Below are 22112 nucleotides of genomic sequence, written 5' to 3' on the forward strand. Positions count from 1 at the left end.
CAGCGGCTCAGCGGTTGAGCGTTTGAACCTTTGATTGATGCGGTGCTCTTAGACAAGGGCGCCTGTGAGACGCAGGGTTCCCCACAGGTCGAAGACACAGAAAATCAGTCCGATCACGATGATGTCCCAGGCCTTATGACGCAGGGCCCAAGGAGCGAGAAACAATTCAGCAATCCCGTGGAGTGCCGTGCCCATCGCGATGTGCTCAAGCACCAGCAGGCCATGGGCCAACAGGAACAACGCACTGGCGATACATCGCATTAGGACTTGCCAGGAACCGAGCAAAACCCGCAGGACTGGATGGTCCGACACCTTAAAGCGTGCTACGTCTCGACTCAAGCGCAGTGAGCACTTCGGGTGAAGCCTGCTCATTTGCTGTCAGCACTTAATGATGAGATGTTATTTCTCCTGGGTTGAGGCAAAACTTTTGATCGCTAAATTTCAGGTATCTCTCTTCGAGTTCTTCGATGCGTCTTCAATACTGGATTGGAGAGCAACTTAGAAAGCACAAAGAGTTGCTCTATAACCTCGGGGCGATTTCGTCCTATGCATCCATGCTGACATTCTTTTGGCATGGGATCGGCATGATTCTTGCAAAGGAACATCCCAAACACACTTTGGTTGTGTATGCCGGGTTGACGTTATTTTCGATTTTGGTGATGGCACCCTATAAGTGGGATAAGAAATGGATGCGTATCAAGACATCGGTTGGAATGTTGGTCTTTGGCTTGTCGCTGCTGATCTATTTGTTCTGCTTCATTGTTTATTGACGAGGCTTTAGGTATCAGGGATCAGATTGGTGTATCCCGAGTTGTGGTTCGGTTTTGTTCGATTGCAGTTGCTTTGTCTCAGTGAGATCGGGTTGGGCTCCCATTGGTTTCCCATGTTGACTGTTCTGATGGGGGGATTCAGGGTTTGGTGAAGCCACTCGGGTGCACAGAGGCGGTCGATATGCGACGGTCCCTGTGCACCCTAATGCTGTTTTATAGAAAGAGTATTGATTCGAATTGAATATTTTTTAGCTCTGCTTTTGCGCAGGAGAGCCCTTCAGTCTTTGTAGGGATAGTGGTTGGGAACAAAGAACTGTTCGTTGAAGGGAGGTCGCTTGTAGCCGCCTTGCTTTGGACGTTTTGGCATCTTGATCGGTTCTGGTGTCATGTCTTCATAGGGCACCTTGCTGAGAATGTGGCTTAGGCAATTCAGGCGAGCACGACGTTTGTCATTGGCTTCCACTGTGAACCAAGGTGCTTCTGGAATATGCGTCTTGGAAAACATGATGTCTTTCGCTTTGGAGTACTCCACCCAGCGATTGCGCGACTCGATGTCCATAGGACTCATTTTCCAGCGCCGCTCTTCGTTATCAATGCGTTCCTGGAAACGCTTCTCCTGCTCGTCATCGTTGATGGAGAACCAGTATTTCAGCAGCAGAATTCCGTCCTGCACCAGCATTTGCTCAAACCGGGGGCAGGACACATAGAACTGTTCGACCTGTTCGGCGCTTGCAAAACCCATGACCTTTTCCACCCCGGCCCGGTTGTACCAGCTGCGATCGAAGACGACGATTTCTCCAGCACCGGGGAAGTGCTCGACATAACGCTGGAAATACCATTGGCTTTTCTGATGCTCTGACGGGGTACCCAGGGCAACCACCCGACAGCCCCTTGGGTTCAATGGTTCCGTCAGACGTTTGATCGATCCTCCCTTGCCTGCAGCATCCCGTCCTTCAAACAGGATGATCATGCGAAAGCCCGTGGCTTTCACCCAGTACTGCATCTTGACCAGTTCCGTCTGGAGTTTGGCCAGCTCCTTTTCGTAGACCTTTTTGCTCAGCCGTTTGTGCTTGTTGGAAAAGCCCTCTTGTAGCTCCACCATGAGTTCCTGTGGATGGTCGATATCGCCATCGCTGTAGTGATCTATGGCCTCGAGTACACCTGTGAAGTCATGTTCTTTTGACTGGCTCATGCTGGAGATGGATCTTTCTTCTGTTTTGGCAGGAACGCCGTCAGCGGGCACGATCCGGGCCGATTTTTTACGGAATTACGGTGCTTTTCGTCTCATACCTGGGGAGGTTGATGATGACGCCAAATCGTCCTGGGTCGCCGTTCCCTTGCCGGAAATTGATCCTTCCCTCGTGGGTGCGGACCACATGATTAACGATGGCCAGCCCTAGGCCGCAATGGCCTTGACGTCCCCGTGCCGAATCCAGGCGTTGAAAGGGTTGCAGAGCACGTTCCCAATCACTGTTGGGTATTCCCTGGCCCTGGTCCCAGACTTCAATCGCTACCTCTGATCCCGTCTTTCGTAGGCGAACGACAACTGGTGTGGTGCCATAACTGAATGCATTGTCGACCAGGTTGCTCACGGCGCGCCCCAGGGCAATCGGTCGAATTCGCGCGCTGATGGAACTGAGTTGGAGTTGCAGCTCGTTACTGGGTTGTCCAGCAACCGTTTCAGCCAGCCACTGATCCAGCGGACAGACGACATACTCCTCGCGTTCACCGCCCCCGGCGTACAGCAGAAACTGGCCTGTGATCCGCTCGAGTGCATCCAGATCGCTTTGGCAGCGCGTTCGCTCATCTGCGTTCAGCTCAGGCATCGACAGACGGAACTGCAGCCGCGTCAAAGGTGCCCGCAGATCGTGGGCGATTCCCGCCAGCATCGTGACGCGCTCCCTCTGAGCTTCCGCGAGCCGACGCACCATGGCGTTGAAGCGTCGCGAGATTCGCCGAACCTCTGGAGCCCCCTGCTCCGGGACTGGATCGCGGTCGTTGTCCTCCCCCACGCGGGAGACCGCGTCCTCGAGCTTTCGAAGGGGACGGGCGACATCAAGGAGTAGGTAGAGCACCCCAGTAATCACGACAGCACTCACCAGGGCCAGCAGCAGGAGCATCGGTTGCGGCGGCCAGGCGCGTGCCATCGGGAGGGGTGTGCGCAGCCAGACCGGTTCCAGCGGAGAAAACAGCTCAATCCAAACTTCGGGCGTTCCAGACCTGTTGGGGGCTGGTCGGAGCTCAGGGCAGTGCGTCAGGCGAGAGCAGAGCACCTGTTGCAGTTCTTGGCGCCGCTGGGCCATCCCCTGCGTCTCTTTGGTTGGTCTTGATGGTTGTTGGCTGACCAGCAGTTCCAGACCGGTGAGCTCGCTGATCAGTGCGGGGGGATAGCGCTCCAGGGTCAATTCGGTGAGGCGCACGTTCAACGCCAGATCTCGACCAAGCTGCAGGGTCTGGATGCGTTCCAGTTGCCGCCCGAACAGCACCTGCAGCACCAGTAGGGCCAGCATCCAACTGGCCAGAAGCGTCGTACCCCAGACACCGAAGCGGGCTAGTCCGCGTGTTATCCCCCGTTGGCTGGGCATCTCAGCGGGATCTCGGCGTGCCATCCGGGACAAAGACATAGCCATATCCCCAAACCGTCTGCACGTAGCGGGGGCGGCTTGGATCCGGTTCCACCAACTTGCGCACCCGTGACACCTGAACGTCCATGCTGCGGCTATCGGTGTCGCTGCCGGGACCTCGGGCGAGTTCGATTAGGCGCTCTCGGGAGAGGGGCCGATGCGGGTGGCGAACAAAGGCGGCCAGAAGACTGAACTCACCACTGGTGATCACAACCGGTTGATTGTTCTTCAGCAACGTGCGCGCGGAGAGATCCAGCTGGTTGTCGCCAAAACCGACGCACTCTCCACCTTCCACCGGTGTTCCTGCAGGCAATGCGTTGCGCCGTCGCAACACGGCTTCGATCCGGGCTGTGAGTTCCCGAGGTAAGAACGGTTTGGCGATGTAATCATCTGCGCCCTGCTCGAGGCCGATGATCCGATCAACACCGTCGGCACGGGCGGTGAGCATCACCACAGGGAGATCATCTCCGGCATCCCGCAGTCTCCGCAGCGCCGTCAGCCCATCATCGCCAGGCAGCATCAGATCAAACACCACCAGGTCTGGGCGTTGGCACTCCAGACGCGCCTCGAATTGCTTTACATCGCAGAGACTGCGCACGTCGTATCCCTGATCCATCAGGTACGTGCCGACCATCTTTCTCAGTTCCGGGTCGTCATCCACCACCCAGATCATGGTGTCCTTGGCCATGTCCATCAGCGGTTGGGCTGATGGTATGCAGTGGCTAAGCCTCTGTCCCTTTTCGGTAGGACCCAGTCACAGCTGATCAGGTGTCGGTCATCCATTAGTCATCGTCAGAGATGCCCAAGCTCCATAGGCTGGCGTCATGAATGCGCTGACCGCCATCCGTGTGCTCGGGCCGTTGGCATTCGTGGTGAGTCCCTTGGCGCTGCAGGCTGGCCCGGGCAACAAGACCATGCGTGTTTACAGCGCCAGGATGGAAACATTGTTCATCCGCTTGGACGTCAACAGTGATGGTCGACTGGATGCGTCTGAAGTGCAGGGACGCCGTGGGCTGAGCCGTCGGCTCAAACGCCAGAACAATCGTTCCTATCTTCTGCTGGAGGATCTACGTCTCCAGGATTCATCGCCCAGTGGGCCAAGGCTCAAGCAGCATTTCAGCCAGGCCGACCGCGACCGGAACCGTGGCTTGGATCGAAGGGAAGCCAAACGCATCCCTTGGATCAGTCGCAACTTCAACGTTTTGGATCGTGATCGGGACGGAACCGTGACGTTGCAGGAGTTGTGGAATCATCAGCGCTCCTTAGCTCCGCGTCAGCGCCTTCCCTGATTGGGGGGAGACACCACCAGTCGGATGATGCGAATCAACCTCCAGAGAGCACCAAGCAGGAGGACGCCAGCCAGAAGCGCAATAGCAGTGATCAGCACGATGGCGGCGAGCCCGAGCATGGCTTCCAACAGTTGCTGAACGCCGCGAATCAGATCAGCGATGGCTTCGCTGAGCAACAGCATGATGTCGACCTGCTGGGGCAACTGATGCAGGACCACGGCGAGGCCCGCTGCAGCAGCCAGCATCAGCACGACGACAGTGAACTGACGCAAGACGGGCCCGTAGGGAAACCGACGCCGTGGCCTGAAGACCCGACGCTGATCGAGTTTGCTGCTCCGGCGTGCCTTCTTCATGGCCTGGTGCGGATCAGGATGCCGTCACTCCGGCGATTCTGAAGCGTGTTTCCTGCACGTCAACGGTCTGACTGCGTTTCTGGCTTCTCTACGGGCGCTGGAGCTGGTGATGTCTCCTTGATCTCCTGAGGCAACGGAATCAGCCATGCGGTCGCAATGGAGCACGCCAGGGCGACCCCAGCAAGAAGTGGCGGTCCTAGACGTTTTTGCAAAGGAATGCGATCGACGATCTCCTGGCGCTGCAGGGGCCGGTCCTCGGGAAACGTCCAGGTCAGCTTGACCCTGGTGTCGATCCGCAACTGATCGAGGCAGCGCACCAGGTCAGCCAATTCAGCGTCATCGAGCTTGAGCTGAAGCGGCTCAACGCCCTCTCGGCTGCTGCGTAGTTCCAGCAGATGGTTTGTCTGATTCGGCCCGATGCTCACAAAACCGCTCTCCTGGCCAAAGCGGCGTTGCACTCCAGATAGGCGATGTCTGGCGTAGGGCATTACTGCTGCCATCAGGGCCTCGAGATGATCCCGGGTGCCTTCCAGTTCCGGTGCTCCCACCAACTGCAGCCGCCAGGACGAGAGGATTCCGACCGCATCACTGGAATGGCCGGCAGAGAGATCTGGAAAGCCCTCCACCACAAGCCGTGCTGCCGTTTGTTCGTATTGGTATGTCGTTTTCAACATGGTCGGCCTATGGAGTGGGATCGAGCAAGGTGGCGCGGAGCCGATTGATTCCGCCTGGGCCTGCACAGAACGCCAGGGTGCTGATCAGCTGACGGTGCAGAGCTCCCGCCGGCTCCATCTTGAGAAGGCGAACAACGGCTTCCCGCCGCAGATTCATTCGCTCCTCAATAAGGTCCCGCAGACGCTCGTGGAATAACTGCCACCGCTGTTGAGTGAGCTGTTCCGGCTCGCGGCTCGACAGGAGTTGGTGGAGCATCGGATACAGCCGCTCCGCCATGGCACAGACCAGGCAGATCAGGGATTCGGCATCGACAGGGTCGAGCTGGTCCCGACAGGTGGTGCGCCTCAGGGGGTTGTGACAACGCCGCTTCCAGAGCTCAACCCGGTTGGGGAATTGAGCCTGGAGGCCCATCTGCTGGCTGGTCCAGACCATCGCCTCGCCACCATTGAGGTCGAGAGCCTCGATGGTCAGCAACAGCAGATCAAGACGCTCAACGCCCCGCCGGCTAAGCCGTGCGCCCCCTTGGAGAATGCTGGACGATGGAGCTTCAGTCATGGCTGCGATGATGCCAGGGGCCATGCCATTGCGTCACCTGGATTTGAATCTTCAGTCGCACATTCGCTCAATTCCCGACTTTCCCAAGCCTGGAATTTTGTTCCGAGACATCAACCCGCTTCTGCGATCACCAGAGGCCATGGCTGAAGTGATCCAGCAGCTGGGCCGGGTGTGCGATGAGGTGAAGCCTGATCTAATCGTGGGGATCGAATCCCGGGGTTTCATTTTTGGGGCTCCTCTGGCCAGCGACCGACGCCTTGGCTTCGTGCCTGTGCGGAAACCCGGAAAGCTTCCCGGTGAGGTGGTTGGTCTGGATTACGCCCTGGAGTACGGCACCGATCGGCTAGAGATCCAAGCCGATGCTTTTGAGAATTCTCCGCGGGTGCTTGTGGTGGACGATCTGCTTGCAACGGGTGGAACGGCTGCAGCAACCGGACAACTGGTGGGGCAGGCCGGTGGTTGCTTGGTGGGTTTTGCGTTCGTGATCGAGCTGGAGGGGCTTGGTGGGCGCCAAGCGTTGCCCGCAGGTCAACCCGTGGAAGCGTTGTTGCGTTACGGCTGACTGTTCTGCCAGTCGAAGACCTCTTCGAGCTGGTTCAAACTCAACAAGCCAAAGCTCCAAAGCACGATCGGCAGTGGGGCCTGTTCCAGTTCCGCCTGGCGTTGCCCCAGTTCAAGGGCACTGGGGCTCAGTCCCAGCCGACGCTGAAGAAATTGCAGCAGGGAGTCGGCTGGTGGGGGCTGCCGATGGCTGCACAACACCATGGTCTTGACCGGCGCTGTTGTCAGTTTGGCAAGGCCTGCCAAAGCTGCATGGGGCCGTCACTCATGGCCCGCAGGCTGAGTCTGCGCAGACCAGAAAACTTTTTCAGCAGCTGCAAAGCCAAGCGCCGCAGCGGCACCAGCAGCGGTTGGCGGTTGGAAAACACACGCACCAGAAGATCAGTCGCCAAACCCACTTGGAGCACATCCAGCCAGCGGCTCATCCCGTAGTTCCTCGCGATCGTTGCGGCGCTGCCGCCCCTTTGCACGGCGCACAGAAGACCATCAACATCGCGCCAGCACAGATTGAGCCCCTGACCTCCTACGGGATGGCAGCGGTGAGCGGCTTCTCCGATCAGCACGCCTCTACCGCGGTGAAAGCGCCGTGCTAGCAGCCATTGTTGAGGGAAAGCTCTGGGTTGATCGAGCAAACGATCTGGCTCAATTCCTGGGGGAAGAACGGCGGCCAGCTGATCCAGAAACTGACTGCGCTTCAGGGTGCTGCGCTGTTGGCAACGATGCCAGGGTGCGCTCCACACCACCTGGAAGCGTCCCTGCCCCAAAGGCAGGACAGCGAATGGTCCTTCCGGCCGAAACAACTCACAGGCTCTGTCGTGGGCGAGTCCCCGCAGAACGACCTTGGCAGTGAGGCAACCCTGGCGATAGCGCATCTGCCAGTGACGGATTCCCCAGGCTTCTCGAGTGGGGGAGGCAGGTCCATCAGCCGCAACGACCAGGGCGTCTGAGCTTGGGTCAGGGCATGGTTCTGCCAGATGCAATTCAACGTTGTTGTGGCCCTCCAGTCGGGCCAGCAACAGCTCCATCAATGGACGGTGATCCAGGATCCAACCAATCCCATCGTGGTTCCTGTTGGCGGCAGCGAGATCGGCCTGGCCGAACAAAACCTGAGAATTCGTGGCGCCGTCCCGTAAATCCAGTTCTCGGAAGGGCACCAAGGAATCGGAGAGGTCCTCCCAGAGCCCGAGGGTGGTCAGCAGCCGACGGCTGGAATGTGTGATTGCATAGGCCCGACTTCTTGCTTGAAGCTCGGAAGCTGTCAACGGGTCAAAAAGGACCACACGCTGACCATTCAGACCAAGGGCTAGTGCTGTGAGGGCACCGGTTGGACCAGCACCCAGAACGCGTATTTCAGGAAGGGATGGAGCCATTCATCAAGTTTGGCCAGCCATCCCTCCCGAGCGCGAGAGGATCAACCCAGGCCGAGCAGACCATGAACGAAGGATTCGCCGCCGAGTGCCAATTCAGTGGCCAGCAGGGAAATGAAGCCGAGCATGGCCATGCGGCCGTTCAGCTTCTCGGCGCGGTCATGAAACCCCCAGCCTTGTTCAGCTTCAACAACTTCCATGCGGGGTTCGGATGCAAAGGCGTTGAGACGACCACCGTCTTCCGTTGTGACCGTTGCTCCACGGATGACCGCAGCATTGGATGAGGGGGCCTGGGACATGGGGACCACGGGTGAATTGCTACGAAGTGTAAACCAACTTTAAGAAATATTCACTGATGTTTGCTCGTGGGCCGTTTTAACGGCGGTTGATGCGGAGCTGGCACAGCTCTTCAAAGGCGGGTCTCAACAAGAAGGGGTATTCACCTACCCACATCTTCAAGCCAGGCAGCCAGGCATCGCTGAGCGCACCGATTTTTGAGAAATCCTTGCGCTCGCTCAGCACCAGACAGCGGATCAGGCTGCCGCGGCGAATCGATTGATGTTTTTTGTCCATCGGAAAAGCCACCCGACCGAGATAACCCTCCTCGTCCTCGAGTTCAAGAAGCATCCAGGTGCGTCGGTTCTCCACAAGTTCAAGCCGGCCGCGGCTATCGGCCTGTTCGTGGCGGTTCTCGATGCGCTCTCGGGTGATCACGTCTGACACCTCTCCTTCGAAGAGGGCTGCCGCCGGATAGCGACGCAGGGTGGCATTGCGTTGACCTGCCTGAAGGATCGGTCCCCAGAGCACGTAAAGCAGAAACACCACGCCTGTCACCAGCCAGAAGGGGCCCCAGCGGCTGGACATCTGGCTCTGACTGATCAGCAGGGTGATCACCCCGCCGATGGCGGCGACCATCAGGCGTTGCAGCACCTCCTGGGGCGTGCCGAGGGAGACGCGGAATTGGTTGCCGGTTGCAACGGCTGGAATCAGTCGTTGCAGTTCACCGGGGCGGAGGGGAATGAGCATGGTGTCGCCTTCAGATCAGACGCTCGAGGCCATAAACAAGGCTGCTCAGGCTCCCCACTTTGCGCACCGTGAGCAGCACGCCTGGCATGTAGGCAGAACGATCGATCGTGTCGTGACGGAGGGTGTAGGTCTCCCCGGGGGCGCCGAACATGACCTCCTGATGCGCCACTAGCCCTGGCAGGCGTACGGAGTGAAGCCGCAGGCCACTATCCCGTTGCCCGCCGCGGCAACCCGCCAGGGATTCGTGCTCGTCCACCTCGTCCGGATTGAACGTCTTGACGAGTTCTTCCATCAGCTCAGCGGTTTTGATGCAAGTGCCGCTGGGTGCATCCGCCTTGCGGTTGTGATGCAACTCCGTCAGTTCTGCGTGGTCGTAAAACCGCGCCGCGGCTGCTGCCGCTTGCTGCAACAGCACCATGCCCACAGAAAAATTCGGAATCACGGCTCCACCCACGGACGCTTTCGAGGAAAACTCGGTGAGGTCGTTGAGTTGCTCAGGGGATAACCCGGTTGTGCCGATCACGGGATGAACGCCGTAGGCAATCGCTGCCCTGGTGTGCTCGTACACAACCGAGGGGTGGGTGAAGTCCACCAGGACGGCACCGCTGCCGCTGTCACGTACCGACTGGCTCACAGCACAAAGACAACCTTCGAAATCGGCTGTGACGGCCACCTCCATCTCGCCCAATCCCAATTCCAGCCCAACATCCACGCCTTCTTTGCCAGGAGTGTTGTCGATCGCTCCAGCCAGGCTGCAGTCCTGGGCTCCCACCACAGCCTTGATGACTTCGGCTCCCATGCGCCCCAGGGCGCCGGCGACAACGACGGGAATGGTTTTTTCCAAGACAGAGCGCCTCAGGCTTAAAGCTTTAAGCCTATCGATTGGTCACAACGCGATGGAAGCAAGAATCATGTTGTCATCGACTTCATCACGCTGTTCCTGCGTGAGATAACGATTGGCATATCGATGATGTATCCCTTTCTCGACGAATAATCGGAACAGATCACCATCAAGATGATGTTGATTGACCATCGACACCATGATTTTCATCACCACGGAAAGTGGCTTTGCTGATTTGTAAGGGCGATCGCTTGCCGTAAGCGCTTCGAAGACATCAGCGATGGCCATCATTCGAGCTTGAGGGGGCATCTCGTCGCACTTCAAGCCTTTCGGATAACCCTTTCCGTCCATCCTTTCATGGTGTGCACCTGCAATGGCAGGCACAGTGGAGAGATGGTCAGGCAGTTGGAGAGATTCCAGAATGCGAATCGTTTCTACAATATGCAAATTAATAATGTATCTCTCTTCATTATTGAGCGTTCCACGGCGAATGGTGAGGTTGTAAATCTCTCCATTATTTTGAAGGAGATCAGGTGTTTTAAGATTGAAGTCATGCGGATCATTGGCTTCTGTATTTGGTTGCTCTGTCCGATCAATCTTTTGGCTAGATTGATCAGACAGGAGGGGTTCATCGCATGGGAGTGCCTGAGCAGGCTCGTGAGACATCCGTTCGCGTTCTGCGGATGAAACGCCGAGTCGATCGTCGAGAGTCCGAACCCAGGTGCGTTGGCCGATTTGCTGGACTCGTTCTACATCTTCATCAGACATCATCTCTCCTCCCATGTTGCAGGCTGCAATGAATGCAAACTCGTTATCAAGTTCCCTCTTGAGTTGATCCAGTTTTTGTCGGGACTTGTCGGTATGAGAAGTACCCCAGTATTGCTTCCAGTGGTTGGCCTCTGCTTGCGATTTGATCAGTTCGAAGCGCATTCTGATCTCATGAATACGGTTATGAATCGTTTCGAGCTTTGTTGATTTGTCAACGACGTATTCTGGAGTGATGATTTTTCCGCAATCGTGAAGCCAAGATGCAAGCCGAAGAACTTCTCTGTCGTTCTCGGTCATGCTGAAGTCTGAAAAAGCTGGCTCTTGGCAATCACAGGCAGCTTCTGCAAGCCATTGGGTCAATTCAGGGACCCGTGAGCAGTGGCCTCCTGTGTAAGGGCTTTTGGCATCTATTGCTCCTGCAACAAGACGGATCAGAGAATCGAAGATGTTTTTTTGACTTTGCAGCAGGCTTGCATTTTCCAGGGCAACTGATGCGCTACTTGCCAGTGCTTGGCAGAACGCAATTTGATTGGTAGTTGGCTTCTGGTCAAAGACCAGGGCCATTGACCCTTGTTTGGTTTGTTTTCGACTGTCCAGATCAAGTTTGAGTTGCTTAGCATGGCTGGGTGGAACGAAACCATCTGGATATGAGATCGTTTTTGGCTCTCCTTCTTTCTTGGCTGAAAATATTGTTAAAATAACCCCGTTAGCTCCACTGCTGGAGATAGAATTTTTGAGAATAAGTTCAAGTAGGGTTTCGAAGTCGAGTTCTGAGGCAAGGGCGTTGGATGTTTTTAAAAAACTTTGAATTGTGTTGCTCATGGCCCACACGGTGCCGCCAAGATCCTCGATCTCCCTGATGTTTGATGGTATCGGATTTGTTCTTTCGAAATTGAAATTTCTTATTTTCGAGGCCTCCTTGGCTAGGGCTTGAAGCTGTTGCGTCACACTGCGTGAGACAAGCCAAGTGACTGGTATGACTGCGATGACAAGCAGTAGCGTGATGAATTGAGCCTGCCGAACCGAAGCCATGGCTGGTGCCAAGACAGTGTCCCGGGGAAGGACCATCGTCAATAAGGCTTTTCTGCCATCGAGAACGGAGTCGATCTCTGAAATCTCGATAAACCATTTTTGGCCGGCGAGGTTGACATTTTGCAGTTTTGTATTGTCTTGTTGTGTTCCTAATTTGTTGGCGTGAGATTTTAGTATTGGGTCAAGGTCTCGGATTATTTTGTCTTTTGCTTGATTAATCGGCGTGCCTGTTTTGTCTTTGGTTGACGCCCCAGAGCTGAGGATGAGTCGGCCTTGTAAGTCGCTAAGAAGGAGTTTGGTGTCTTCGGATTCTATGAGGCTGGCGAGGATGTTTTGTGTTTCCTCTAAGTTAAGTCCAACTTGAAATGTATTTCCAGATTCGAACGTTTTAGATAGCGTTGCCATGCTTCCAACTCTTACATTCCATCCGGTTTCGTTGGCGACCATTTTCCCGATAAACCTCTTGGATTTCAGGATTGAAGGCCAATTCGCGGGAGGGGTGGTACTCCAGTGTTGTGGCTTGGCTTCGCTCCACCTGGAAAGTTCGACTCCGTCTTTGTCGAATGCTGCCACTATTGTTGTTGGGCTATTAGGAGTCCATTTCTGAATAACTATGCGCGTTTCGTTGGGTATTTTTTGGCTGAAGGAAGACTTTATATTTCTGGGTGTAAAAACTTGGTACACATCGCCATTCGTCAGAACTGCTGCGAGTGTTTTTATTTGAAAATCCTTGGTTATTTTACCAAGTTCTTTGATTGTTTTGACTTCAGCCCTGCTTGGTAGTATTGGAGTTGTTTGCAGTCGCTCGTCAAGTCGCAGGAAATACTGAAAAGCTTTGGACGGCCCTCGGATGCGCATCCAGCGCTCGGTGACTGCATCTAATTTTGCCTTGATTTCCTTCTCGGCGCCTCGAATGGCCATTGCCTCCATTCGGCTTGCCATCACCGCTGAAACGGTCAGTCCTGTTCCTGCGACGACGGGCAGGAACAGGCACAGCAATGCTGTTTGTAGGCCGACCCGGGGAAGTTGGACTTTCACACGCTCCGCCTTGCCTAGCCAAAAGGGTATGGACCCAAAAGACCGCTGGCCACAACGCCGTCAAGCCGCCTTTGTGAAAAGGGTTTTAGATCCTCGCGCCTGGGCGTCGGATCGCCGTAAGGTTCTTCACATTGCTCAAAGCGCAGATGTTCACACAGGTCCGCTCCGCTGATCGCCGCGTTGCTCCTGTGGAGGGTCAAAACCATAAGTCGGTGATGAAGGCTGTGTATGTGGTTCTTGAGCCCCAGTACCAAAACGCCCTTACCCAGGCAGCCACTGCTCTGAATGCTTCTGGTGGAGATCTTGGGATCGAGCTGAGCGGCTATCTGATCGAAGAACTTCGCGACGACGACAACTACGCCGGCTTCTGTGCTGATGTCGCCGAAGCCGACGTCTTTGTAGCCTCCTTGATCTTCATTGAAGATTTGGCGCAAAAGGTTGTGGACGCCGTTGCTCCGCACCGCGATCGTCTCAAGGCGGCTGTCGTCTTCCCGTCCATGCCGGAAGTGATGCGGCTCAACAAGCTGGGCAGCTTCTCCATGGCGCAGCTCGGTCAGAGCAAGAGCGCCATTGCTGGCTTCATGAAGAAGCGGAAGGAAGCCGGAGGCGCCGGTTTCCAAGACGCCATGCTCAAGCTGCTGAACACGCTGCCCACCGTTCTCAAATACCTGCCTGTTGAAAAAGCGCAGGATGCCCGCAGCTTCATGCTGAGCTTTCAGTACTGGTTGGGGGGGACGCCCGACAACCTGCGCAATTTCCTGCTGATGCTTGCTGACAAGTACGTCTTTCCTGCAGCGGAAGGAGATGAACGTCCAGCGATGGAGGTGGCGGAGCCCGAGGTCTTTCCTGACCTTGGCATTTGGCACCCCCTTGCCCCTTCGATGTTTGAGGACCTCAAGGAGTATCTGAACTGGACATCAAGTCGTACGGATCTTTCTGAGAAAGCCCTTAAGGGGCCCGTGATTGGTCTCGTGTTGCAGCGCAGCCACATCGTCACCGGTGACGATGCCCACTACGTCGCCATCATTCAGGAACTGGAGTTTCGTGGTGCTCGAGTCCTCCCGATCTTCTGCGGTGGTCTCGATTTCTCCAAGCCGGTCAACGCCTTCTTCTTCGACCCCCTGAATCCCGAGCAGCCCTTGGTTGATGGGATCGTCTCCCTCACGGGCTTTGCACTGGTCGGAGGGCCTGCTCGCCAGGACCACCCGAAAGCCATTGAGTCCCTGAAGAAGCTCAATCGTCCATATATGGTCGCGCTTCCTCTTGTGTTCCAAACCACCCAGGAGTGGGAACAGAGCGATCTCGGTCTTCACCCTGTGCAGGTGGCCCTGCAAATCGCCATCCCTGAATTGGATGGCGCGATCGAGCCGATCGTTCTCTCCGGCCGCGACGATGCCACCGGCAAGGCGCATACCCTCCAAGATCGGGTGGACGCCATCGCTGAGCGCGCGATTCGTTGGTCGTCACTACGGATCAAGCCCCGGCTCGACAAGAAGCTGGCGATCACGGTGTTCAGCTTCCCTCCCGACAAGGGCAATGTCGGAACGGCGGCCTATCTCGACGTCTTCGGTTCCATCCATCGGGTGATGCAGGAGATGAAGGCGAAGGGCTACGACGTGCAGGGCTTGCCTTCGACGCCTCGTGAGCTGCTGGAGGCGGTGATTAACGACGCCGATGCCATGCAGGGCTCGCCGGAGCTTTCCATTGCCCATCGGATGAGCGTTGAGGAATACGAACGCCTGACGCCTTACTCCGAACGTCTGGAAGAGAACTGGGGCAAGCCTCCCGGCAATCTCAACAGCGACGGCCAAAATTTGCTGGTCTTCGGTCGTCACTTCGGCAATGTCTTTGTCGGCGTTCAGCCCACCTTCGGCTACGAAGGCGACCCCATGCGCTTGCTCTACTCCCGTAGTGCAAGTCCCCATCATGGCTTTGCTGCCTACTACACCTACCTGCAGAAGATCTGGAAGGCCGATGCGGTGCTCCACTTCGGCACCCATGGCTCCCTGGAGTTCATGCCCGGCAAGCAGATGGGCATGAGTGAAACCTGCTACCCCGATTCATTGATCGGTGCCCTCCCAAACCTCTATTACTACGCCGCCAATAACCCTTCGGAAGCCACCATCGCCAAGCGTCGTGGCTACGCCTCGACTATCAGCTACCTCACCCCACCGGCTGAAAATGCAGGCCTCTACCGGGGACTCAAGGAGCTGGGTGAGCTTGTTGGTTCCTACCAACAGCTGCGTGAAGGTGGCCGCGGCGTTCAAATCGTCAACACCATCATTGAGACGGCGCGTCAGTGCAACCTCGATAAGGATGTCGACCTCCCCGAAGATGACGCCTCTTCCATCGATCTGGAAGGACGCGACGCCTTGGTCGGTGCCGTCTATCGACAGTTGATGGAGATCGAGAGCCGTCTTCTGCCCTGTGGTCTCCACACCATCGGAAAACCTCCCACTGCAGAGGAAGCCATTGCCACTTTGGTGAACATCGCTGCTCTTGAGCGTGAGGAGGATGGGCTGCGCTCACTCCCCGGCCTGCTGGCTGAGGCGATGGGCCGCTCGATCGAAGACATCTACAAAGGCAACGACGAGGGCGTCCTCGTCGATGTAGAGCTCAACCGCACGATCACGGAGACATCCCGCGCTGCTATTGGCGCCATGGTTCGCACCCTCACCGGTCGTGATGGTCGCGTCAGCCTGCGCAACAGCTTCGGTTGGTTCTACGACCTGCTGGCGAAGTTCGGCTTCAAGCTTCCATCGCCTTGGCTGCGGGCCTGTTGCAGTGCTGGCTTCGTGCAGATCGATGCCACCGAGCTCGACAAGCTCTTTGCCTATCTGCGCTTCTGCCTTGAGCAGGTGTGTGCCGACATGGAGATGGAGAGTCTGCTGAAGGCTCTTGATGGTGAATACATCCTTCCGGGCCCCGGTGGTGATCCCATTCGGAATCCTGGTGTGCTGCCCAGCGGCAAGAACATCCACGCCCTCGACCCGCAGGCGATCCCCACCCGGGCCGCGGTGGCTGCAGCCAAGAGTGTTGTCGACAAGTTGATTGAGCGTCAGCGCGAGGAGCAGGGCACCTGGCCCGAAACCATCGCCTGCGTGCTCTGGGGAACCGACAACATCAAGACCTACGGCGAATCCCTGGCTCAGATCCTCTGGTTCGTCGGCGTCAAGCCGATGCCAGACTCCGTGGGTCGTGTCAACAAGCTTGAGCTGATTCCCCTGGAGGAACTCGGCCGCCCCCGCGTTGATGTGGTGGTGAACTGCTCTGGTGTGTTCCGCGATCTGTTCATCAACCAGATGGCGCTGATCGATCAGGCCGTGAAGATGGCTGCCGAGGCCGACGAGCCTCTGGAGCAGAACTTCGTTCGTAAGCACGCTCTCGAGCAGGCGGAGAAAGAAGGCACGAGCCTGCGGGATGCGGCCTGCCGTGTGTTCTCCAACGCCAGCGGCAGCTACAGCTCCAACGTGAACCTCGCAGTGGAGAACAGCACCTGGGAGGAGGAAGGTGAGCTGCAGGAGATGTACCTCTCCCGCAAGACCTTCGCCTTCAATGCCGACAACCCCGGTGAGATGAACCAGAAGCGGGAGGTGTTCGAGAACGTGATGAAGACGGCTGATGTCACCTTCCAGAACCTCGATTCGGCTGAGATCTCCCTCACCGATGTGAGCCACTACTTCGATTCCGACCCCACCAAGCTGATCGCTGGCCTGCGTGATGACGGCAAAGCTCCTACCAGCTACATCGCCGACACCACCACGGCCAACGCTCAGGTACGTTCCCTGAGTGAAACGATCCGCCTGGATTCACGCACCAAGCTGCTGAATCCCAAGTGGTACGAAGGCATGCTCGATTCCGGCTATGAGGGTGTGCGAGAGGTGGCCAAGCGCCTCAACTTCACGCTGGGTTGGAGTGCCACCAGCGGTGCCGTTGACAATTTCGTTTACGAAGAAGCCAACGAAACCTTCATCAACGATCCAGAGATGCGCAAGCGTCTGCTTGAGCTCAACCCCAATAGCTTCCGTCAAATCGTGGGCACGTTGCTCGAGGTGCACGGTCGTGGCTACTGGGAAACCTCAGATGAAAACATCGAGCAACTGCAGGAGTTGTATCAAGAGGTTGAAGATCGGATTGAGGGTGTAGTTACTGAGAATTAATTATCTTTAGGTTATGGCTGTTGTCTGAATGATTAACCCAATCGTTCGTTTAGTTGAATGCGACCTTGGATACTTTTTTATCCTTAAACACGATACAGTTATATCGAAGCAGGTAAGCGAAACTGGCGATTACGCTAAAGAAGAAAAACAATATCTTTCTAACTTTTTATCATCAGGCATGACTGTACTTGATGTTGGATCAAATATTGGTACACATGCGGTTTATTTTTCTAATTTGGTAGGAGGCAGGGGCAAGGTTTATTGTTTTGAGCCACAGAAAACTGTATATTCGATTTTATGTTCAAATATTCTTCTGAATACCTGCAACAATGTTGTTGCTTATCCCTATGCTGTTGGAGAGAAGAATACAGATATTCTTGTGCCGTCTCCTGATTACACGAGGCCAAATAATTATGGTGGATATTCGCTTCTTCATAGCGTTAGAAAAGAATCCGGAAAAATGATTACAATTGATTCCCTCCAACTGGATCAATGTGATCTATTGAAGATTGACGTAGAAGGAATGGAGCTTGATGTCTTAAGAGGAGCTCAAGCTCTTTTGAGGAGTTATTCTCCTGTCATTTATTTAGAATGTAATAGAGCAGGCAAAGAAAGACCTATTGTTCTTTTTCTGGAGCAATTTGGATACAGAATCTATCGCCATGGTTGGAAATTATTGGCAGTACTATCTCCAAATGATTTTCAAGGTTTTATTGACGAAAAGAAGCAAGTCAACTCACGCATATTCGTTTCGATTGCATGTTTATCTGATCTAGATGTCTTCAATACTATTGAAGATGCAAAACAAAAAGCAAGTTTTCCTGAAAGAATTAACTTTGGAGTTTGCCTTCAAATAAGTGATGATAATACTGAATTTGATCTACTTAAAGACTTGGACAATGTCTCGGTAGACCGCTTGAGTATTGAAAATGCTAAAGGGCCAATTTACGCAAGGTGGCGCTGCGAGCAACTTATGAAAAGAGAAGATTATTATCTTCAAATTGATTGTCACTCAAGGTTTGTGCAGGGTTGGGACTCAATCTTGGTGGAAGAGCTTTGTAAGGCCGAAGATATTAATCAAAACTGTGTCATATCTAATTATCCTATTAGTATAGATAACTTGCAAAAAAAACATTGGTTAGACAGAATTGGACATGTCAATAGATATAGGTATATTGATGCCGATGGAATTAAAAGCCATGGTTCTCTGATTAAACTCCCTTCAAAGCCTCAACTATCACTTTCAATAAGTGCAGCCTTACTTTTTATGCGTGCTGATCTGCGTCGAAAGTTTCCCTATGATCCAGATTTGAATTTTGGCTTACATGCTGCTGAACAAGTACTTTATTCTATACGTCTTTGGACGCATGGTGTTGACATTTTTTGTCCTACCACACATACCGTAGCTACAGAATATCAAGGAGCTAGAGATAGAGTCCCGCATGATGTGAAACAAGTCCAAAGCAAAAATAGAAAAAATTGGCCTAAGGCTACATGGACGAAGGTCAAGTATTTACTTGGCTTAGATGATATTCATAATGTTGACAAAATATACCAAGAAAATGTTCAAAATCTTGACAAGAAGTATCAGTTGGGCTCAATCAGAAGCGTGCAAGACTACTTTGAATTTGCTAAAATACATGATCAAATCAAAAAGACTTTTGACGGGTATATGCCAAGTAACGACTCTTAGTTTAGTTTCTTAGGAGTTATCATTTTAAGATTGAGGCCTTTGACATCTCTATGATACAAAATCCTATTGCAATCATCTTTTTCACCCCTTTGTTCGCTATTAGTGAATAAGAATGAGATTAATGACCATCTTTCTCCTTGTTGGATTTCACATATTTCATGAAAAAGAGATCCTGGGAAAACAATTGCATCTCCAGTGTTAACTCTAAGAATTTTATTACCGTATTCTGGAAATCTAAGGCCACCCCCAGAAAAGTCTGTATTTAGAGCAATTGATAGGCCGAAGCGTCTATGCCGGTAGGGATCAATAGTGTCTCTATGTACAGAAAACTTACCTTGCTCTAAAGAATCGTATTTGCATATTTTGTATTTTTCTCTATATCTAACATTGACGAAATAATTTTTTTCTATCTCGGGAAGAAGTGATTTGGTTATCTTGTCATCAATCTCTGAGGCAAGTGTTTCGTTTGGGTGTATATGAAATCTGGATTTATTTTGTCTCTGATCATTAGTTCCTTTTCTGAAATTTTCCCGTGAGAACAAAATGAGGTTATTGCACTGGATTGTAGACAATACATCTGGCACTATTAAGAGCGGAGGTGAATCCAAATGATTCTCTTGATCCTGGTAGAATAATTTTGGTTTGCTCAAAAAATCTGAAACGAGCATCATCGATTTTATTTTAAGATTTCTTCCTATCAATAGAATAGTTGGTTTAAGATTAACCTTATTTATTAGCCTTGCAAATGAAGGACAACTAAAGTAGTGTCCTGGTATTTGCATGGTTGAATACTCTTCAAGAATAATGTATAGCTTAAATTGCTTTAAATCTAGAAAGTCTTTGCATTTCTCCTCAACCTTCATCGCCTCGTCTGATGTCGAGCAGGTAATAAGAATAAATTCTTTATTTGCTTTTGCTTGTATATCAAGTTTAGAGGTTTGAGATTCTGCAATGAAATATGGCAGGTAATCTCCCTTTTCAAGAGATGATGAAGGCTTCGTTTTGATCTCTTTGAACTTATGCGAGTTCCAATTATGTATCTCGTTTAACAGTGGTTGGTAATGATCGGGATTGACGTTGCCCCCATTTTTCACCTTGATTGCTTTAGACATTGATTTAATTTCTTGTGATATAAAGTCATAATTACAATGAGCTATTTTAATGAGATCTGTGAGTCTATTAGGGTCAACTCCCTGCAAAAGTAAATTACTTATAATTTGCCTTAATTGATCTCTTAGTTGGTCTTCTGTATTATTGTTTTTGCCTTTTTCTTGCTTGCTTGTTGGAGAAACTAAGAAATATTCTGATGCATGATATTCCTTATTGACTTCAAACTGTCTAAACCAAAGATTTACCGCCCATTTTTCTCCTTCCTCGACTGGTAAGCCTCCATGAAGGCTAAGTGGATGACGCAACAAGCCGTTTTTGATTGTATTTTCAAAGATTACTAGTCTTCCTTCCTTGGCTTCTACAATAATATTTAGTTCAGGGAAAATAGTTCCTCCGCCCTTTTGTACATCATTTAAATACATTAAGGCCGTTAAAATTCTTTGTCCACCCTTTTTCGTACACCGTTTACCACGCTCAGATTCAAGATCAAATGCATCAAAATGAGGCTTATATTCTTGCTCTGGTTTGTAATTAATTACTTGCATATTTTCGCAGTGTTCAAGTGGAATTTGAACATGTTTGCTTATCGTTTTGCATATTGTATGAAGTCTTATATCATTCTCAAATGGTATCCAGCAATTCGAACCTGTTCGTCCTGAGCTTTTTGTGCCGCCTGAATTTGAGCTTACTAGTGCTCTCTTTAGCTTTGCCTCACCATTTTTTATTATGAAGTTGCATTCGTCTCTAGAAATATAGTTGTCGATGACTTTAACTAACGGATCATCGGTCAACGTTATCCATTTTTCTAAGCAAGTATTTCTTGAAATGATTTTCACGATTGAATCTCGCATTTCATCAATAATACCTCGAAAGCTTTATTTTTTCCTTGCTCTTACATATAATTTTCTTCTATCTCCTCTTCGTCCGTCGACAAATCGTCAATTACTTCATTGGCGTTAATATCCGATAAAATTTGATCATCATTGTCTAGTTCAGGGTAATTTCTTTCTGCTTCTCTTTCTTCATTTTTTATGTCATCTCTTTCTTCCATCCCTGATTCTTTGATGATGGTTCTCAAAAGATTTTCCCAGGAAGTATTTCCCTCTATGGTTTCTTCGTCGTTCATATCATTTGCTTCATCCAGGCTTTCCTGGTTCTGAATTGAGCTTGTATTGTTTTGAATTGCTATTAACTGTTCTATTAGGCTGCTAAAAGACTCTTCTGTTGCTTCGTTTGCCACATTTTCAATCTTGAACTCAGTGTCTTGTGCTGTCACGGTTGATCCATCATTCAACATAACCTTTGTTTCCCCATGTATTAAGACATCCTCATATGGAGACCAGGTTTTGGGTCCAGTGCTTTCATATTCAAGTGAAATTTCAACAATCCCTAGATCGTCGAGTGTAATGAATTCACCAAGATCGCTAAATCCATCCGTATCAGAGTCAATCCAGACCCCAAATTTACCCCATTCTAAATCTGCCGGATCGAGTGAGCCGCTTTTGTTGGTATCAAATACTTCCAGTAATGCCTCCATATCTGTTGTTGCATCTTCACTCCATCCGGTGAATACGTATTCTTTGTTCAGATTGATAGATTTTGAGTTGTCAGTATCTATTCCAAGGATTCCATCTGTAGGCCCTACCCATGCTGTGCTGTACGTATCACCGGAATCCTCCGGAGTGAATGTAATGTCGTTATCTAGTGATAGATATTCAATGCTATCTCCGTCCAAGTCGATGACGACTGGTGCATTTGAATTAACTGCTGGGTTGGGTGTGAAATCAGTCGATGTGAAATCATCTGTGTTATCAATATTGCCGTTATTTTTGAGTTCGTAGCCCAAATTCGTTAGATCTGATCTCCAGAGATCGTTTCCATCGCTGTCATGGTATGCACTATCTGTCGAGCTTTGGTTTGTACTCCCCGTTTTAATAACACCGGATCCGTTGACATATGAGTATCCAGAATAAGCGGTCTCTTCTAATACTCGATCAACAACTTCGTTGATTTCTTCTGAATAGTCATACGAACTTGTGTTATTCCCACTGTAATCAACCTTGACCGCAATTGTATTCGAACCATTTGTGATTTGAATCACGACATGTGATATGTCGCCGTCAGGATCAGGTTCCTCTTCTGGCTCCGGTTCAGGTTCAGGTTCGGGTTCTGGTTCCGGCTCGGGTTCGGGCTCCGGCTCTGGCTCCGGTTCGGGTTCTGGTTCCGGCTCGGGTTCGGGCTCCGGCTCTG

20 protein-coding genes are annotated in these 22112 nt (G+C 52.3%); 5 read left to right on the forward strand and 15 right to left on the reverse strand.

The window, feature by feature from the left end:
- Nucleotides 1–48: 48 nt before the first annotated feature.
- A complete protein-coding gene (locus tag DXY30_RS13125; protein ID WP_170951270.1) occupies nt 49–261 on the reverse strand; it encodes a hypothetical protein in 213 nt (70 codons plus the stop codon).
- Nucleotides 262–467: 206 nt separating this feature from the next.
- Between DXY30_RS13125 and DXY30_RS13130 the strand changes: the two genes are divergently transcribed.
- On the forward strand, nt 468–770 hold the full coding sequence (locus DXY30_RS13130) for a hypothetical protein (RefSeq protein WP_115095332.1): 303 nt from the start codon (nt 468–470) through the stop codon (nt 768–770).
- 277 nt (nt 771–1047) lie between these two features.
- Here the strand turns inward: DXY30_RS13130 and ppk2 are convergent, their stop codons facing one another.
- From ppk2 to DXY30_RS13145, 3 genes are all read right to left on the reverse strand, one after another.
- Nucleotides 1048–1962, reverse strand: a complete 915-nt coding sequence (gene ppk2, locus DXY30_RS13135; RefSeq protein WP_115095365.1) for a polyphosphate kinase 2 — start codon at nt 1960–1962, stop codon at nt 1048–1050.
- Nucleotides 1963–2029: 67 nt separating this feature from the next.
- Nucleotides 2030–3355, reverse strand: coding sequence for an ATP-binding protein (locus DXY30_RS13140; protein WP_115095366.1), 1326 nt, complete (start codon nt 3353–3355; stop codon nt 2030–2032).
- A gap of 1 nt (nt 3356) precedes the next feature.
- A complete protein-coding gene (locus DXY30_RS13145) occupies nt 3357–4082 on the reverse strand; it encodes a response regulator (RefSeq protein WP_170951268.1) in 726 nt (241 codons plus the stop codon).
- A gap of 136 nt (nt 4083–4218) precedes the next feature.
- Here DXY30_RS13145 and DXY30_RS13150 point away from each other — a divergent pair, with 136 nt between their 5' ends.
- A complete protein-coding gene (locus DXY30_RS13150) occupies nt 4219–4683 on the forward strand; it encodes an EF-hand domain-containing protein (protein ID WP_115025221.1) in 465 nt (154 codons plus the stop codon).
- Here the strand turns inward: DXY30_RS13150 and DXY30_RS13155 are convergent.
- From DXY30_RS13155 to DXY30_RS13165, 3 genes are read right to left on the reverse strand one after another with little or no spacing between them, the layout of a single operon-like run.
- Nucleotides 4668–5036: a hypothetical protein gene (locus tag DXY30_RS13155; RefSeq protein WP_115095333.1), complete on the reverse strand. Its 369-nt coding sequence runs from the start codon at nt 5034–5036 to the stop codon at nt 4668–4670. The genes DXY30_RS13150 and DXY30_RS13155 overlap by 16 nt on opposite strands.
- 59 nt (nt 5037–5095) lie before the next feature.
- Nucleotides 5096–5710 carry a DUF4335 domain-containing protein gene (locus DXY30_RS13160; RefSeq protein ID WP_115095334.1) on the reverse strand — a complete coding sequence of 205 codons (615 nt, stop codon included), beginning with the start codon at nt 5708–5710 and terminating at the stop codon, nt 5096–5098.
- Nucleotides 5711–5717: 7 nt separating this feature from the next.
- Complete coding sequence (locus DXY30_RS13165) at nt 5718–6266, reverse strand: DUF3038 domain-containing protein (RefSeq protein WP_115095335.1); 549 nt, start codon at nt 6264–6266, stop codon at nt 5718–5720.
- A gap of 7 nt (nt 6267–6273) precedes the next feature.
- On the opposite strand from DXY30_RS13165, the gene DXY30_RS13170 reads away from it, so the two are divergent.
- Nucleotides 6274–6828 carry an adenine phosphoribosyltransferase gene (locus DXY30_RS13170; protein WP_115095368.1) on the forward strand — a complete coding sequence of 185 codons (555 nt, stop codon included), beginning with the start codon at nt 6274–6276 and terminating at the stop codon, nt 6826–6828.
- Here DXY30_RS13170 and DXY30_RS13175 read toward each other — a convergent pair.
- The 6 genes from DXY30_RS13175 to DXY30_RS13200 all read right to left on the reverse strand — a co-directional run bounded on the left by DXY30_RS13175 (nt 6819) and on the right by DXY30_RS13200 (nt 12899).
- Complete coding sequence (locus tag DXY30_RS13175) at nt 6819–7031, reverse strand: DUF2949 domain-containing protein (protein WP_115025373.1); 213 nt, start codon at nt 7029–7031, stop codon at nt 6819–6821. The two genes, DXY30_RS13170 and DXY30_RS13175, sit on opposite strands and share 10 nt — an antisense overlap.
- A 20-nt stretch (nt 7032–7051) precedes the next feature.
- Nucleotides 7052–8197: an FAD-dependent monooxygenase gene (locus DXY30_RS13180; protein ID WP_115095336.1), complete on the reverse strand. Its 1146-nt coding sequence runs from the start codon at nt 8195–8197 to the stop codon at nt 7052–7054.
- Between the two features lie 41 nt (nt 8198–8238).
- Nucleotides 8239–8493, reverse strand: coding sequence for a high light inducible protein (locus tag DXY30_RS13185; protein WP_115025216.1), 255 nt, complete (start codon nt 8491–8493; stop codon nt 8239–8241).
- A 76-nt stretch (nt 8494–8569) separates the two neighbouring features.
- Entirely contained in the window at nt 8570–9220 is a 651-nt protein-coding gene (locus DXY30_RS13190) for a hypothetical protein (RefSeq protein ID WP_115095337.1), read from the reverse strand.
- 10 nt (nt 9221–9230) lie between these two features.
- Nucleotides 9231–10064, reverse strand: a complete 834-nt coding sequence (gene dapB, locus DXY30_RS13195) for a 4-hydroxy-tetrahydrodipicolinate reductase (protein ID WP_115095338.1) — start codon at nt 10062–10064, stop codon at nt 9231–9233.
- Nucleotides 10065–10106: 42 nt separating this feature from the next.
- Complete coding sequence (locus DXY30_RS13200; protein ID WP_137006884.1) at nt 10107–12899, reverse strand: HD-GYP domain-containing protein; 2793 nt, start codon at nt 12897–12899, stop codon at nt 10107–10109.
- A 146-nt stretch (nt 12900–13045) separates the two neighbouring features.
- On the opposite strand from DXY30_RS13200, the gene DXY30_RS13205 reads away from it, so the two are divergent.
- Nucleotides 13046–17059 carry a magnesium chelatase subunit H gene (locus DXY30_RS13205; protein ID WP_115095340.1) on the forward strand — a complete coding sequence of 1338 codons (4014 nt, stop codon included), beginning with the start codon at nt 13046–13048 and terminating at the stop codon, nt 17057–17059.
- Between the two features lie 28 nt (nt 17060–17087).
- Nucleotides 17088–18752 carry an FkbM family methyltransferase gene (locus DXY30_RS13210; protein WP_115095341.1) on the forward strand — a complete coding sequence of 555 codons (1665 nt, stop codon included), beginning with the start codon at nt 17088–17090 and terminating at the stop codon, nt 18750–18752.
- Here DXY30_RS13210 and DXY30_RS13215 read toward each other — a convergent pair.
- Both DXY30_RS13215 and DXY30_RS14265 read right to left on the reverse strand, forming a co-directional pair.
- Nucleotides 18749–20653 (reverse strand): 2OG-Fe(II) oxygenase, encoded by a 1905-nt coding sequence (locus DXY30_RS13215; RefSeq protein WP_170951269.1) that lies wholly within the window; start codon nt 20651–20653, stop codon nt 18749–18751. The two genes, DXY30_RS13210 and DXY30_RS13215, sit on opposite strands and share 4 nt — an antisense overlap.
- Nucleotides 20654–20754: 101 nt before the next feature.
- Nucleotides 20755–22112, reverse strand: a 1358-nt coding sequence (locus tag DXY30_RS14265; protein WP_179948971.1) for a hypothetical protein, incomplete at its 5' end; no start/stop codon positions are given.

This window comes from Synechococcus sp. UW106 (genome assembly GCF_900474015.1).
In the GTDB taxonomy this organism is placed as follows: Bacteria; Cyanobacteriota; Cyanobacteriia; order PCC-6307; family Cyanobiaceae; genus Parasynechococcus.